Source organism: Curtobacterium sp. UCD-KPL2560 (assembly GCF_001705035.1).
GTDB lineage: Bacteria > Actinomycetota > Actinomycetes > Actinomycetales > Microbacteriaceae > Curtobacterium.
Genome location: NZ_MCIG01000007.1, coordinates 39,304 through 55,091 on the forward strand (window position 1 = coordinate 39,304; position 15,788 = coordinate 55,091).

At 73.5% G+C, this 15,788-nt stretch carries 12 protein-coding genes and 1 tRNA gene; 12 read left to right on the forward strand and 1 reads right to left on the reverse strand.

Annotated features, from left to right (window positions below):
* Positions 1-4 precede the first annotated feature (4 nt).
* Complete coding sequence (gene acs, locus BEP24_RS03545) at positions 5-1,957, reverse strand: acetate--CoA ligase (RefSeq protein ID WP_065960335.1); 1,953 nt, start codon at positions 1,955-1,957, stop codon at positions 5-7.
* Between the two features lie 591 nt (positions 1,958-2,548).
* Here acs and BEP24_RS17955 point away from each other — a divergent pair.
* The 12 genes from BEP24_RS17955 (at position 2,549) to BEP24_RS03605 (ending at position 15,770) form a co-directional block, all read left to right on the forward strand.
* Positions 2,549-3,958, forward strand: a complete 1,410-nt coding sequence (locus tag BEP24_RS17955; protein WP_083230040.1) for a TadA family conjugal transfer-associated ATPase — start codon at positions 2,549-2,551, stop codon at positions 3,956-3,958.
* Entirely contained in the window at positions 3,955-4,830 is an 876-nt protein-coding gene (locus BEP24_RS03555; RefSeq protein ID WP_065960336.1) for a type II secretion system F family protein, read from the forward strand. The genes BEP24_RS17955 and BEP24_RS03555 overlap by 4 nt, the downstream gene beginning before the upstream one ends.
* Positions 4,831-4,949: 119 nt before the next feature.
* A complete protein-coding gene (locus BEP24_RS03560; RefSeq protein WP_065960394.1) occupies positions 4,950-5,141 on the forward strand; it encodes a DUF4244 domain-containing protein in 192 nt (63 codons plus the stop codon).
* 86 nt (positions 5,142-5,227) lie between these two features.
* Entirely contained in the window at positions 5,228-5,527 is a 300-nt protein-coding gene (locus BEP24_RS03565) for a hypothetical protein (protein WP_065960338.1), read from the forward strand.
* 458 nt (positions 5,528-5,985) lie between these two features.
* Positions 5,986-8,784 (forward strand): type I DNA topoisomerase, encoded by a 2,799-nt coding sequence (gene topA / locus BEP24_RS03570; RefSeq protein WP_065960396.1) that lies wholly within the window; start codon positions 5,986-5,988, stop codon positions 8,782-8,784.
* Positions 8,781-9,425 (forward strand): dTMP kinase, encoded by a 645-nt coding sequence (gene tmk, locus BEP24_RS03575; protein WP_065960340.1) that lies wholly within the window; start codon positions 8,781-8,783, stop codon positions 9,423-9,425. Before topA ends, tmk begins: the two co-directional genes overlap by 4 nt.
* 25 nt (positions 9,426-9,450) lie before the next feature.
* Positions 9,451-10,593, forward strand: coding sequence for a DNA polymerase III subunit delta' (locus BEP24_RS03580; RefSeq protein ID WP_065960341.1), 1,143 nt, complete (start codon positions 9,451-9,453; stop codon positions 10,591-10,593).
* Positions 10,594-10,706: 113 nt separating this feature from the next.
* Positions 10,707-10,779, forward strand: a tRNA-Thr gene (locus BEP24_RS03585).
* Positions 10,780-11,013: 234 nt separating this feature from the next.
* Positions 11,014-12,027: a Gfo/Idh/MocA family oxidoreductase gene (locus BEP24_RS03590; protein ID WP_065960343.1), complete on the forward strand. Its 1,014-nt coding sequence runs from the start codon at positions 11,014-11,016 to the stop codon at positions 12,025-12,027.
* 11 nt (positions 12,028-12,038) lie between these two features.
* Positions 12,039-13,535, forward strand: a complete 1,497-nt coding sequence (dacB, locus tag BEP24_RS03595; protein ID WP_253181552.1) for a D-alanyl-D-alanine carboxypeptidase/D-alanyl-D-alanine-endopeptidase — start codon at positions 12,039-12,041, stop codon at positions 13,533-13,535.
* Positions 13,536-13,617: 82 nt separating this feature from the next.
* Positions 13,618-14,238, forward strand: a complete 621-nt coding sequence (locus BEP24_RS03600) for an isochorismatase family protein (RefSeq protein ID WP_065960345.1) — start codon at positions 13,618-13,620, stop codon at positions 14,236-14,238.
* Between the two features lie 104 nt (positions 14,239-14,342).
* Complete coding sequence (locus BEP24_RS03605) at positions 14,343-15,770, forward strand: NAD-dependent succinate-semialdehyde dehydrogenase (protein ID WP_065960400.1); 1,428 nt, start codon at positions 14,343-14,345, stop codon at positions 15,768-15,770.
* Positions 15,771-15,788 lie beyond the last annotated feature (18 nt).

Below are 15,788 nucleotides of genomic sequence, written 5' to 3' on the forward strand. Positions count from 1 at the left end.
CGGCCTACATCAGTTCCGCGATGGTCGCCATGATCGTCGGGTCGGCCAGCGTCGTCGTGTCGCCGATGCGGCGGCCCTCGGCCGCGTCGCGGAGCAGACGGCGCATGATCTTGCCGGACCGCGTCTTCGGGAGCTCCGGCACGACGACCACCTGGCGTGGTTTCGCGATCGCGCCGATCCGCTTGCCGACCCAGTCGCGCAGTTCCTTCGCGACCGCGTCGCGGTCCGCGCCCTCCGCCGCCTCGGCGGTGAGGATGACGAACGCGACGACGGCCTGACCGGTGGTCTCGTCGGCGGCGCCGACGACGGCGGCCTCGGCGACGCCCTCGTGGCCGACGAGCGCGGACTCGATCTCGGCCGTCGACAGGCGGTGGCCCGACACGTTCATGACGTCGTCGACGCGACCCTGCACCCAGAGGTCGCCCTCGCCGTCGAGCCGCGCACCGTCGCCCGCGAAGTAGCGGCCGGGGAAGCGTGACCAGTAGGTCTCGACGAAGCGGTCCGGGTCGTTCCAGATGCCGCGGGCCATCGACGGCCAGGGCTCGGTGATGGTGAGGTACCCGCTCTCACCGGGGTCGGCGCGGTGGCCGTCCTCGTCCACGATCTCCGCGACGATGCCGGGCAGCGGGGTCTGGGCCGCGCCGGGCTTGAGCTTCGTGACGCCCGGCAGCGCCGAGATCATGATGGCGCCGGTCTCGGTCTGCCACCACGTGTCGACGATCGGCGTGCGGTCGTGGCCGATGACCTGGCGGTACCACTGCCACGCCTCGGGGTTGATCGGTTCGCCGACGCTGCCGAGCAGTCGGAGGGACTCGAGGCTGCGGGCCTCGGGGATCTGCCGTCCGGCCTTCATCGCGGCCCGCACCGCGGTCGGGGCGGTGTAGAGGACGGTGACGCCGTAGGTGTCGACGACGTCCCACCACCGGCCGGGCTTCGGCTCGTCCGGGGTGCCCTCGTACAGGACCTGTGTGACGCCGTTCGCGAGCGGCCCGTAGACGACGTAGGAGTGCCCGGTGATCCAGCCGATGTCGGCCGTGCACCAGTAGACGTCCTTCTCCGGGTGCATGTCGAAGACGTTGCGGTGCGTGTACGCGGCCTGGGTCAGGTAGCCGCCCGAGGTGTGCACGATGCCCTTCGGCTTCCCGGTCGTGCCCGACGTGTAGAGGATGAACAGGGGGTTCTCGGCCGGGAACGGCTGCGCCTCGTGCTCGGGGGCGGCCTTCGCCAGCTCGTCGTGCCACCAGCGGTCGCGCTCGGTCCACCCGACCCGGTTGCCGCCGCGCTTCACGACGAGGACGTGCTCGACGGAGTCGGTCCCGGGGCCCGCGAGCGCCTCGTCCACCGCCGGCTTGAGCGGTGAGACGGCACCGCGTCGCCAGCCGCCGTCCGCGGTCACGACGACCTTCGCGCCGGCGTCCTCGATGCGCGTGCGGAGGCTCTCGGCGCTGAAGCCGCCGAAGACGACCGAGTGCACGGCGCCGATCCGGGCGACCGCGAGCATCGTGACGACGGCCTCGGGGATGAGCGGCAGGTAGACGACGACGCGGTCGCCCGCACCGACGCCGAGGTCCGTCAGCATGTTCGCCGCGCGCTGGACGTCGGCGGTCAGCTCGGCGTAGGTGATCCGACGCGTGTCGCCCGGTGCGCCCTCGAAGTGGATCGCCACCCGGTCGCCGTTTCCCGCGCGCACGTGGCGGTCGAGGCAGTTCTCGGCGACGTTGAGCGTGCCGTCGTCGAACCACTTCGCGAACGGGGCACCGGACCAGTCGAGGGTCCGGGTGAACGGCGTGCGCCAGTCGAGCAGGGTCCGGGCCTGGTCGGCCCAGAACGCCTCGCGGTCGGCGGCGGCCGACTCGTGCAGGTCCGCGTGGGCGACGGCGTCCGCGACGAACTCGGCGGGCGGCGCGAAGGTCGGGCCGTCCTCGTGACGGGCGTCGGCCTGGGTCGGTGTGGACATCGGGGTCCTCTCGCGTCGTTGCGGCAGGGGTGCAGTCGGAGACTACCCCTCGGGGAGGGGTGGGCCGGCGGGGCGGCCGGGGTGTGTGCGCTGTCCGGGCGGTGTCCGGGTCAGCGTGGGTGGATCGGTTCGGCCGGGTCCGGGGTTGCCGAGCACGGGGCGTCATGGGGTACACTTGTCCTCGCCGGACTCGTTTCCGGTGGCATCGGCTCGGATTCCCCCCAATCCGCTGGTGTCCAGGCGGCACCAGTTCCCCCCAACCGGTGCCGCCTCTTCTTTTTCCCCGACGGGTGTCGCAGAACCCGCCGTGCGGTCCGGGCGCGATCCGCGCGCTGGTGCCGAACGGTGGACAGGTCTGTCCACGCGTCGACGGACACGCGCCGCGGCCGTCGAGCCCGGAGCGAGGTACTTGCGAGGGCCTCCCGAGCTCCCGTCGGTGTACCGCGGTGCCCTGCCCGCCGGTCAGCCGAACGGGGTACGGGATTGCGTTTCGGGGGACAAAACAGCCATCGGCTGGGGACAGCGGCGAACGATCCACGTGCTGGTCCGCGGTGCGCCGTCCGTGCCGAGGCGCTGCCTACCGTGCCGTCCATGCACCGACACCGAGCCGACGGACCGCCCGACCCCGCGCCACGACGTCGCGCCGCCACGACGCGGGGCGCCGGCCGCGAGCGGGACGGGCCAGCGGGCGGTGGGGGCACCGGCATCCGCAGGGTCGACCCGGTCGGTGGCAGCGACGACCGGGCGACCGCCCCCGTGACCGCTGCCGCGACCGGACGCGCGACCGCTGACGTGGCCGGACGGGCGACCGCCGCCGTCACCGGAGCGGTCGGTCGAGGCGCCGGCCCGTCGCCCGTCGTCGACCGGCCGCCCGTGCCGGCCCGGTCGGCGGTCGCCGTGCGCTCGGCGGTCGACTGCCCGGCTCGGGACCCACGCGCGGCGGTCGCGGGACGGACCGACGACGGCGGGCGCCCGGACGGCGCCGCACCCGAGCGGCGGGGCGCCCGACGGAGCAGGACCGCCGTCCACGACCCCCCGTTCCTGCCGCGCGTCGGCAGCCCCACACGCCGACGGGCGGTCGACGCGGCGGCCTTCGAGGAGCTGGCGGCCGTCGTCGCGGACGCCGAGGTGACCGACGTGCTGGTCGTCGGCGACTCCGGCACCTGGGTGGACCGTGGACTCGGACTCGAGCGGGCCGGGCCGATCCTGCCCGAGCGGCGCGTCCGTGCGCTCGCAGCCGAGCTCGTGGCGCTCGGGGGACGCCACGTCGACGAGACGACCCCGTGCGCGGACGTCCGGTTCGGCGACGGGATCCGGGTCCACGCCGTCCTCGCACCCGTCGCGGTGCACGGCACGGCGCTCTCGGTCCGACTCCCGCGGCCGGAACGGCCGACGTTGGCAGCCCTCGAACGCACCGGCACCTTCCGGCTCGTCGGGCGCACGGTGCTCGAGGACGCCGTCGCGGCGCGGCGGAACCTCGTCGTCACCGGGGCGACCGGCAGCGGCAAGACGACCGTGCTGGGCGCACTGCTCGCCGCCGTGCCCAGCACCGAACGGATCGTGACGGTCGAGGACCTCGCAGAACTGCGGATCGACCACCCGCACGTCGTCGCGCTCGAGGCACGTCAGTCGAACGCGGAGGGCGTGGGCGCGATCGGGCTCGACCGCCTGGTGCGTGAGGCGCTGCGGATGCGCCCGGACCGGATCGTCGTGGGGGAGTGTCGCGGCGCGGAGGTGCGCGAGCTCCTGTCCGCGTTGAACACCGGGCACGACGGCGGCGCCGGCACGCTCCACGCGAACGGCCTGGCCGACGTCCCGGCGCGACTCGAGGCGCTCGGTGCGACCGCGGGGTGGAGCCCGGACGCCCTCGCGCGACAGGTCGTCAGCGCCCTCGACCTCGTCGTGCACGTGGAGCGGCACGGTCGGTGGCGCGGCGTCACCGCGCTCGGGGCGTTCGCACTCGAGGACGGCCGGCTCGTCGTGCGCCGTGTGGACCGGTGACGCCGGACGGTCCGGCCGCGGCCCGGGTCCTCGACCGCGTCGCGGTGCTCGTCGGCGCCGGCGTCCCGCCACCGCGCGCCTGGGAGCTGGTCGGCGGTCGGCCGGCCACGGGCGGTCCGGCGTGGAACGACGTCCGTCTCGTGCTCGACGTCGCGGAACGGAGCGGCGCGCCGACGGCGGGGACGCTCCGTGGGCTCGCGTCGGCGATGCGCCGGACGTCCGCCGCCGACCGGGCCGTCCGGGTGGCGCTGGCCGGCCCCCGGGCGAGTGCACGCGTCGTGCTGGCGCTCCCCGCGTTCGGCATCGGGCTCGGCGCCGCGTGGGGTGCCGGGGCCGTCGAGGTGCTGCTGACGCGGCCGGTCGGCTGGACCTGCGTGGTCGTGGCGGGCGTCCTGGTCGCCGTCGGTCGACGGTGGTCCGGTGTGCTGGTCCGGCGGGCGAGCCCGGACGGGCGGATCCCCGGCGTCCTGCTCGACGCGTGGGCCGTGGCGCTCGCCGGGGGCGGGTCGTGGTCGAGCGCAGGTGCCACGGTGGCGGCCGTGCTCGCCGAGCACGGGTTCGACGGCGTCGAGCGTCCGGCACGAGGCGGTTCGCCGGCCGTCGCCCGGGGGCGGGACGCCGCGGCCGACGCCCGCCTGCACGAGGTGCTCGACCTGAGCCGACGCGCCGGGGTCCCGGCGGTCCCCCTGCTGCGTGCCGCTGCCGAGGACGTCCGCGACGACGCAGCCGCCGCGGGTCTCGCAGCCGCGGAACGCCTCGGCGTCCGGCTCGTCCTGCCCCTGGGGGTGTGCGTGCTGCCCGCCTTCGTGCTCGTCGGGGTGGTGCCGGTCGTCGTCGGCGTCCTCTCCTCCACCGTCGGCGGCCTCGGCTGACCTGTCCACAGGAAGCGGGATCGGCGCTCTGCGGCAGGCGGAGATCGGCGATCGTCGGAGGACCAGACACCGAGCGGAAGGAGCAGGACGTGCAACAGACCATCAACCAGGAGGACACCATCGGACACGAGCGTCGTCGCCGGGGCGTCTCGGTGGTCGACCTCGGCGACGACCGCGGGTCGGCGACGGCGGAGTACGCGGTCGTGATCCTCGCGGCGGTCGCCTTCGCCGGGGTGCTCGTCGCGGTGATGCGTTCGGGCGAGGTCCAGCAGATCCTCACGGACCTGGTCCGCGGGGCCCTCACGCCGTGAGCGGCACGACTGCTCCGGCCGGTCGGCGTCCGCGCGGAGCCCGCCCGCGACGGGACCGGCGTCCCGGGGACCGGGGGAGTGCGACCGTGGAGTTCGCGGTCGCACTGCCCGTCGTCACCCTCGTGGTGCTCGGTCTCGTCACCGCGGTCGTCCTGGTCGACCGCGTGGGCCGGATGCAGGCCGCCGCGGGGGCGGCGGCGCGCGCGCTCGGCCGTGCCGACGAGGCGGCCGCGACCCGGGCGGTCAGCACCATCGCCCCCGGTGCGAGCACCACGGTCCGCCGGGTCGACGGCATCGTCTGCGTCGACGTGCACGGGAGCGCCGGCGGCCTGTTCGCCGCGGTGCCCCTGCGCGCCACCGGCTGCGCGGCGGACGGCGGCCGGTGAACCGCGGGCTCGCGCGGTCCGAGCGCGGTTCGGCCACGGTCGTGCTCGTCGCCGCGGTCGCACTGGCGTTGCTGGTCGGCTCGGCAACCGTCCTCGGCGCCCGTTCCCGGGTGCTCGGCGTGCAGGCCCAGGTGGCCGCGGACGCCGGGGCGACCGCGGCCGCCGCTGTCGCGGTCGGTCGGGTGCCGGGGCGTCCGTGCGTCGTCGCCGACCGTGTCGTCGCGGCCGGCGGTGCGCGGTCGACCTCCTGCGAGACTGCGGGCGCGACCGCGCGTGTCGCCGTCGAGACCGGATCCGGACCGTTCGTCGCCGACGCGGTCGCCGTCGCCGGTCCCGCCGCCGGGTCGCCCGAACACAGTGTGTATGGTGTGCACGTCGGCCCCCGGTCACCGTCGTCCCGGTCGACCCGGACCTCGTTGCGGTCCAGGGCCGGCGCGCACCATCGATCAAGGAGTCACGTGCCAGGCACGAAGAAGCTCGTGATCGTCGAGAGCCCCGCGAAGGCGAAGACGATCGCGCAATACCTCGGTGACGGATACGAGGTCCAGGCGTCAGTCGGACACATCCGCGACCTCGTCGAGCCCAAGAACCTCCCGGCGGAGCTCAAGAAGGGCTCGCTCGGCAAGTTCTCCGTCGACGTGGACAACGGCTTCGAGCCCTACTACGTGGTGTCTGACGCGAAGAAGAAGACGGTCTCCGAGCTGAAGCGGGCGTTGAAGGACGCCGACGAGCTCTTCCTCGCGACTGATGAGGACCGCGAGGGCGAAGCCATCGCGTGGCACCTCCTCCAGGTGCTCAAGCCCAAGGTCCCCGTGAAGCGCATGGTGTTCCACGAGATCACCAAGGAGGCCATCCAGCGTGCGCAGGAGGCCACCCGGGAGCTCGACACGGCGCTCGTCGACGCGCAGGAGACCCGGCGCATCCTCGACCGGCTCTACGGCTACGAGGTCTCGCCCGTGCTCTGGCGCAAGGTCGGTCCCGGCCTGTCCGCCGGCCGCGTGCAGTCGGCCGCGACCCGTCTCGTCGTGGACCGCGAGCGCGAGCGCCTCGCGTTCGTCTCGGCGAACTACTGGGACCTGACCGCTCGGTTCGAGAAGGTCGGGGACACCGCGTTCACCGCGCGGCTCGCCCGGCTCCAGGGGACCCGCGTCGCCTCGGGCCGCGACTTCGACGACCGCGGCACGCTCAAGGGCGAGGCCGTCCGGCTCGACGAGGCGTCGGCCGCCGCGCTGACGACCGTCCTCGAGCAGGCCGGCGACGCCGTCGTCCGCAGCGTGGAGTCGAAGCCCTACACGCGCCGTCCCGCAGCGCCGTTCACGACCTCGACCCTGCAGCAGGAGGCGGCGCGCAAGCTCCGCTTCTCCGCCCGTCAGACGATGAGCGTCGCGCAGGGGCTGTACGAGAACGGCCACATCACCTACATGCGTACGGACTCGTCCTCGCTGTCGCAGCAGGCCGTGACCGCCGCCCGCAAGCAGGCCTCGGCGCTGTACGGCCCGGAGACGATCCCGGACAAGCCGCGCAGCTACAGCGGCAAGAGCAAGAACGCGCAGGAGGCGCACGAGGCGATCCGCCCCGCCGGCGACACCTTCCGGACACCGTCCGAGATGAACGGCGTCCTCCGCGGCAACGACTGGAAGCTCTACGACCTGATCTGGAAGCGCACCGTCGCGTCCCAGATGGCGGACGCCAAGGGGTCCACGGCGTCGGTGGTCCTCGGGATCACGTCGTCCGACCCGGTCGCCGGGGTCGCCGCCACGGCGAACGGCACCGACGCGGAGTTCACCGCGTCGGGCACCGTGATCACCTTCCGCGGCTTCCTCAACGCCTACGAGGAAGGCCGCGACGAGGACCGCCACGCCGGCGGGGCCGACGGCGCGGACGCCAAGCTGCCGCAGATGGCGCAGGGCGACCACCTCGGCGTGAGCGAGGTCGAGGCGAAGGGGCACGACACCTCCGCACCCCCGCGCTACACCGAGGCGAGCCTCGTCAAGACGCTCGAAGAGCTCGGGATCGGTCGTCCGTCCACGTACGCGGCGATCATCTCGACGATCATGGACCGCGGCTACGTCACGCAGCGGGGCAGCGCTCTCGTCCCGAACTGGATCGCGTTCAGCGTCGTCCGGCTCCTCGAGGACCACTTCTCCGACCTCGTGCAGTACGACTTCACCGCGAGCATGGAAGAGGACCTCGACCGCATCGCGAGCGGTGAGGAGGACCGGTCCGACTGGCTCAAGGAGTTCTACTTCGGCGGCGGCGACCACCGCGGGCTCCGGACCGTCATCGACAACCTCGGTGAGATCGACGCGCGCGACATCAACTCGGTCGAGCTCGCCCCCGGCCTGACCCTGCGCATCGGTCGCTACGGCCCCTACATCGAGGTGCCGAGCGACGACCCGGAGAAGCCCCGACGGGTGAACGTCCCGGAGGACCTCGCGCCCGACGAACTGACGGTCGACAAGGCCAAGGAACTCGTCGACGCGCCCGTGCTCGGGGACCGCGTGGTCGGTGTGAACCCGGAGACCGGCAAGGAGGTCCTCGCGAAGGACGGCCGGTTCGGCCCGTACGTCACCGAGCGCACCCCCGAGCCCGAGCCGGTCGTCGACCAGGCCACGGGCGAGGTCGTCGAGACCCCGGCTGCGACGGCCGACGCCGCAGCGGCGACGGACGGCACGACCGCGGCGAAGACGACCGCGAAGAAGGCCCCGGCGAAGAAGACCACGAAGAAGCCCGCCGCGCCGAAGGAGCGCACGGCGTCCCTCTTCAAGTCGATGGACCCGCAGACGGTCGACCTCGAGACCGCGCTCAAGCTCCTCGACCTGCCTCGCGTGGTGGGCAAGGACCCGGAGTCGGGTGAGGACATCACCGCGCAGAACGGTCGCTACGGCCCGTACATCAAGAAGGGGACGGACACCCGGACCCTCCCGAGCGAGGACGCGATCTTCGACGTCGACCTGCCGGGCGCGCTCGAGCTGTTCGCGCAGCCGAAGTACGGCGGACGCAAGGCCGCGACGGCAGCCCTCAAGGAGTTCGACGCCGACCCCGTGTCCGGCAAGCCGATCAAGGTCAAGGACGGCCGCTTCGGTCCGTACGTGACCGACGGCGAGACGAACGCGACCATCCCGCGTGGCGAGGACGTCGAGACCGTCGACCACGAGCGTGCGATCCAGCTGCTCGCGGACAAGCGTGCCAAGGGTCCGGTGAAGAAGAAGGCGCCGGCCCGCAAGCCGGCCGCCAAGACGGCCAAGAAGAAGTGACCGGCAGCTTCATCACCCTCGAGGGCGGCGACGGCGCCGGCAAGACGACGCAGGCCGCCCTCCTGACCGACTGGCTCGAGGCACACGGCCGGACCGTCGTGCGCACCCGGGAGCCGGGCGGCACGGACCTCGGGCAGCGGATCCGCGAGATCGTCCTCCACGAGCGCGGTCACGTCGCCCCGCGTGCCGAGGCCCTGCTGTACGCGGCCGACCGGGCGCAACACGTCGAGACCGTCGTCCGTCCGGCGTTGGCCCGCGGCGAGGTCGTGCTGCAGGACCGCTACGTCGATTCCTCGGTGGCCTACCAGGGCGTCGCGCGCGACCTCGGCGCCGAGCAGATCCGTTCGGTGTCCGACTGGGCCGCGGACGGGCTGGTCCCGGACCTGACCGTCCTGCTCGACCTCGACGTCACGGTCGGACGAGCGCGCGTGTCCGCGGCACGGGGAGACACCTTCGACCGTCTCGAGTCCGAGGCGGCCGTGTTCCACGAGCGGGTCCGTCGCGCCTTCCTCGACATGGCCGCCGCGGAACCCGCGCGGTTCCTCGTCGTCGACGCCGCCGCCGACCCGGACGTCGTGCAGCAGCGCATCCGGGAGGCCGTCGCTCCGCTCGTCGGGATCGCCGAGGAGGACCCGTCGTGACGGTGGTCGGCGGCAGGATGGCGTCGTGAGTGTGTGGGACGGCCTGACCGGGCAGGACGACGCGGTCGCTGCGCTCCGCAGCGCCGCCGAGGGTCCCGAGGACACCGGCGGCATGACCCACTCGTGGCTGATCACCGGTCCGCCCGGGTCGGGTCGCTCGAACGTCGCCGCCGCGTTCGCCGCCGCACTGGTCGGTTCCGGCCCGGACGACGACCACACGCTGCGCCTCATCACCGCCGGGACACACCCCGACGTGTCGGTGCTGACCACCCAACGGGTCATCATCACCATCGAGGAGATCCGCAAGCTCGTCACGTCGTCGTACTACTCGCCGTCCGTCGGGCGCTACCGCGTCGTCATCGTCGAGGACGCAGACCGCATGACGGAGCGCACGTCGAACCTCCTGCTCAAGGCGCTCGAGGAACCGCCCGAGCGCACGGTCTGGATCCTCTGTGCGCCGAGCGAGGCCGACCTCCTCCCGACGATCCGGTCCCGCGTCCGCTCGGTCCGGCTGCGGGTCCCCGGCATCGACTCGGTCGCCGACCTCATCGTCGCGCGGACCGGGGTCGACCGGGAACTCGCCACCGACGCCGCGCGGCAGGCACAGAGCCACATCGGCATGGCGCAGCGCCTCGCGACGAGCGCGGACGCCCGTGACCGGCGTCGCCGGACGCTCACCACCGTGCTGCGCGTCCGGTCCGTGGGCGACGCGGTCCTCGCGGCCGCGGAACTCCTCGCGGTCGCCGACGAGGACGCGAAGGCCATCACCCAGCAGCGCGATGCCGAGGAACGCGACGCCGCCCTCCGCTCGCTCGGCGTCGAACCCGGCGGGACCGTGCCGCCGGCACTCCGATCGCAGTTGCGCGCGATGGAGGAGGACCAGAAGCGTCGTGCGACCCGGAGCCTGCGCGACGGGCTCGACCGCATCCTGGTCGACGTGTCCTCGCTCTACCGCGATCTCCTGCTGCTCGGCCTCGGCGTCCCGACGGAGCCCGTCAACGAGTCGATGCGCGCCGAGCTCGACCGCGCGCTCGACGCCGTGCCGCCCGCTTCGGCACTCGAGGTCCTCGACGCGGTGTCCCTCGCGCGGAACCGGATCGCGGCGAACGTCGCGGCGCTGCTGGCCCTCGAGGCACTCCTCGTCACGGTCGCCCGCGCGACCCGCTGAGCCGTCCGCACCGGCCGGGAACGGTCCGCCACGCACGGGCTCCCGCCCGTTTCGCGTTCACCCGCCCCGGCCTGTATAGTCGTCTCCCGTGCCACTCCGGCAACGGAGTGTCCGCCGCCTTAGCTCAGTCGGTAGAGCGATTCACTCGTAATGAATAGGTCGTCGGTTCGATTCCGACAGGCGGCTCCGCCACGAAGCCCCGTCCGCACCGGTCACCACCGGAGCGGCCGGGGCTTCCGTCGTCTCAGCAGGAGTCGTCTCAGCAGGAGTCGTCTCAGCAGCGTCGTCCCGGCGGGGGCGTCCCGGAACCGGCGGGGGCGTCCCGGAAGGCGTCGTCCCGGCGTGGGCGCCTCCGCGGGCGTCGTCCCCACGGCCCCACGTCCCCACGGCCATCCACCACCGTCCTGGTAGACAGGACCCATGACGGTTCGCTGGGGAGTCATCGGCACGGGTGGCATCGCCCACTCCTTCGTGGCGGACTGCACCGCCGCGGGCATCACCTTCGTCGCGGTCGGCAGCCGCAGCCAGGAGCGGTCCGATGCCTTCGCGGCCGAGCACGGCATCCCGCACGCACACGGGTCGTACGAAGCGCTCGTCGCCGACGACGAGGTCGACGCGGTCTACGTCGCCACCCCGCACTCCCGGCACGCCGAGGACGCCCTGCTCGCGATCGGCGCGGGCAAGCACGTGCTCGTCGAGAAGGCGTTCACCATCACCGCGGCCGAGGCCCGACGCGTGGTCGACGCGGCCCGCCGCGCGGACGTCGCCGTGATGGAGGCGATGTGGACCCGCTTCCTCCCGCAGTCCCGGATGATCCGGCAGGTCCTGGCCGAGGGTCGCATCGGCCGCCCGCGGGTCGTCGAGGCCACCCACCACCAGGCGCTGCCGAGCGATCCGGCACACCGGCTCAACGACCCCGCGCTCGGCGGTGGCGCGATGCTCGACCTCGGCGTCTACCCGATCTCGTTCGCGGTCGACGTGCTCGGCGTCCCGACGGCCGTCAGCGCGTCCGGCACCCTGAGCGAGCAGGGGGTCGACACGCAGATGGGCGTCGTGCTCACCCACGAGGGCGGCGCGCAGTCCGTGCTCCACTTCGCCCTCGACGTCCGCAGCCCGAACACGGCGTCGGTCATCGGCGAGGACGGCCGCATCGACGTCGACGCCACCTGGTACACGCCGACGACGTGGCGGATCCGGGACCGGGACGGTGCGGTGGTCGAGGAGTTCGACGGTCGCGAGGAGCTCGCGGGCTACGCCCACGAGGCACGTGCGTTCGAGGAGATGGTCACCTCCGGGACGCACGAGGGCGGTCCGATGGACCCCGAGGAGACCGTCGCCGTGATGGCCGTGATGGACGAGGCCCGTCGGCAGGTCGGCGTCCGCTACGCGGCCGATGCGGAACCGGGTCTGGAGGCTCCTCCCGCTGTTCCGTAGGATCGGTCACGATGTCCGACCAGCAGCCCTCGCCGCAGTCCGTCCCCGACCGCGTCCGCGCGACGGTCGCCGCCCTGCGGGCCTCCGTGGCCCGGCGCCCCGTCCCGTGGATCGCCGGTGCGCTCGCGGGCGTCCTCGTTCTCGGCTCGGGCGGCGCGGTGGCCGTGGCGTCGGCGACGATGCCGGGGGACCGGACGGACGGTCGCTCCACCGCGGCGGCCGGACCGCGCGCGACGCGTCCGGCCTCGGCGACCCCGACACCCACGCCGACGCCGACCGCGGACACGCGTGCCCTCCCCGCCACCGTGGGCGGACCGGACCCGCTGCGGACGTGCACGATCGACGCAGAGGCGTCCGCGCCCGGTCTCGGTGCCTTCGAGGGGTACGTCATGAACGCGGCGACGGGCCAGGTGCTGTTCTCGCGCAAGGGCGACCAGCCGGCGCAGACCGGCAGCGTGATGAAGACGCTGACGACGGCGACCGCCCTGTCGGTCCTCGGGGGCGACCACCGCATCCCGACCACCGTGACGAAGGAGTCGGACGGCACGATCGCGATCGTCGGACACGGCGACGCCACCCTCTCGGTCGGCGGCGGCACCGTGTACCCGGGTGCGCCGACCCTCGCCCAGCTCGCGCAGCAGGTGAAGGCCTCGCTCGGCGACGCCCCGGTGTCGACCATCGTCACCGACGACACGTACTGGAACGACAGCGACGCCTGGGATCCGACCTGGCCGGTCAGTGAGCGGACGATCGGGTACCAGCCCGAGGTCACCGCCCTGATGGTCGACGGCGACCGGGCGAACCCCGCGGCCGCCACCTCGCCGCGGTCCACCGACCCGGTCGGCCGTGCGGGCGCCGCGTTCCGCACGGCACTCGCGAACGCCGGCGTGGTGGGTGCCGGGAACGCGCAGATCGTGCAGCGCGCGACGACGAGCTCGGACACCATCGCGACGGTGTCCTCGCAGCCCGTCTCGACGCTCGTCGGGCAGATGATCCCGAACTCCGACAACACGCTCGCCGAGATGCTCGCCCGTGTCTCCTCGAAGGAGTCCGGCTCGGACGGTTCGGCGGCGTCCCTGACCGGCGTGTACCAGAAGGCCCTCGCGTCCTACGGCGTCGACCCCGCGGGCATCGTCATCAAGGACGGTTCGGGGGAGAGCGCGTCGAACGCCGTCTCGCCGGACTTCGTCGCGCACCTCATGGTCCAGGTCGCGGCCGGGTCGAAGGGCCTCGGCACGCTGGCGCAGTCGCTGCCGGTGGCGGGCCAGTCCGGGACGCTCGCGAGCCGCTTCACGGGAGCGAACGCGGTGGCGCGGGGCAAGGTGCACGCCAAGACCGGGTGGATCGACAGCGCGAACACCCTCGGCGGGTACATCGACGCCGCGGACGGCACCCGGCTGACGTTCGCGTTCTACGCCATCGGGTCGTCGCGGGCGGCGGCGCTCCCGGCCCTCGACGCGGTCACCACGGCCGCCTTCCGGTGCGGCGGGCAGCTCACCGGCTCCTGATCCGCGTTCGCCGTCCGCGGAGTCGACGGCAGGTCGTGGCCGGGCCCCACGGACGCGGAGCCGGCGGGTGCAGGATGGACGCATGGCCAGGGCACTGCTCGTCGTCGACGTCCAGAACGACTTCACCGAGGGCGGTGCACTCGGGGTGACCGGTGGCGCCGCACTCGCGAAGCGCATCAGCGTCTTCCTCGGTCGACACGCCGACGAGTACGACCTGGTCGTCGGATCGCGTGACTGGCACCACGGCGACGACGACAACGGCGGGCACTTCGCCGGGCCGGCGGGTCCGGACTTCGTCGACACGTGGCCCGTGCACTGCGTCGGCGGTACCGAGGGCGCGGCGTACCACCCCGACCTCGACACGAGCGTCGTCGACGTCGACGTGTACAAGGGCCAGGGACGGCCGGACTACTCGGCGTTCCAGGCGGTCACCGAGGACGGCACGCCGCTGCCGGAGCTCCTGGCCGAGCGGCGGGTGACCACGGTCGACATCGTCGGCATCGCGACCGACCACTGCGTCCTCGCGTCGGCGCTCGACGCGCGCGCCGCAGGGTTCGACGTCGCCGTGTACGAGGACCTCGTCGCGGGCGTCGACCCGGACCGGAGCGCCGCCGCGCTCGACGACATCAGGGCGGTCGGCGGGCACGTCGACCGCAGCGACACGGACGAGGGGCTCGCGAGCCCCGGAGGAGCAGTACTGTGACCGACACCACCGACACGGACACGACGACCGCGGACGCGGCCGCCCCCGGCACCACGACGACCGTCGCCGACGAGCACGTCTCGGTCGACGGCGTCCCGACCGGCCTGTTCATCGGCGGCCGGTGGCGGGCGGCGTCCGGCGGTGCGACCTTCCCGGTCCGCGACCCCTCCACCGGTACGGTCCTCGCCGAGGTCGCCGACGCGACGCCCGAGGACGGCACGGCGGCCCTCGACGCCGCGGCCGCAGCGCAGGCGGGATGGGCTGCGACGCCGCCGCGCACGCGCTCCGACGTCCTGCGCCGCGCGTTCGAGCTGGCGCACGAACACGAGGACGACCTCGCGGCCCTCATGACGCTCGAGATGGGCAAGCCGCTCGCCGAGTCGCGCGGCGAGGTCGCGTACGGTGCGGAGTTCCTCCGCTGGTTCTCCGAGGAGGCCGTGCGCATCCACGGCGACTACCGCACGAACCCGGAGGGCACCGGACGCGGCATCGTGCTCCGCCGGCCGGTCGGCCCGGTCTACGCGATCACCCCGTGGAACTTCCCGCTCGCGATGGCCACGCGCAAGATCGGCCCGGCGCTGGCCGCCGGCTGCACGGTGGTCCTCAAGCCCGCCGAGCTCACCCCGCTGACGACGCTGTTCCTGGTCGAGCTGTTCCGTCGCGCCGGGCTCCCGGACGGGGTCCTCAACGTCGTCCCGTCGCTCGACGCGAAGGGGCTCTCGGCACCGCTCCTGGCCGACCGCCGCCTGCGCAAGCTCACCTTCACGGGGTCGACACCGGTCGGTTCGGCACTCCTCAAGCAGGCTGCCGACACCGTGCTCAGGACGAGCATGGAGCTCGGCGGCAACGCGCCGCTGCTCGTGTTCGACGACGCCGACCTCGACGAGGCGGTCGCCGCGGCGATGCAGGCCAAGTTCCGGAACACGGGCGAGGCGTGCACGGCCGCGAACCGCTTCTTCGTGCAGGAGGGCATCGCGGACGCGTTCACCGCTGCCCTCACCGCGAAGGTCGAGGAGCTGCGCGTCGGTCGTGGCACCGAGGACGGCACGACCCTCGGTCCGCTCATCGACGACCGTGCGGTGGACAAGGCCGCCCGGCTCGTCGACGACGCCGTCGCGCGCGGCGCCCGGCTCGTCACGGGCGGGGAGCGGGTCGACCGCCCGGGCACGTACTTCGCACCGACCGTGCTCGACGACGTCCAGCCGGGGTCCGACGTCCTGACGACCGAGATCTTCGGGCCCGTGGTGTCGATCACCCGCTTCGCGACCGAGGAGGAGGGTGTCCGCCTCGCGAACGACACCGAGTACGGCCTGGTCGCCTACGCCTTCACGTCGGACCTCCGTCGTGGGCAGCGCCTGGCCGAGCGGCTCGAGACCGGCATGCTCGGCCTGAACACGGGCGTGGTGTCGAACGCCGCGTTCCCGTTCGGCGGCGTGAAGTCCTCGGGGCTCGGCCGTGAGGGCTCGCACGAGGGCATCGAGGAGTACCTGGAGTCGGTCTACGTCCTGACGCCCGACCCCTTCGCCGCCTGACCCGTCCCCGGGTCTCGC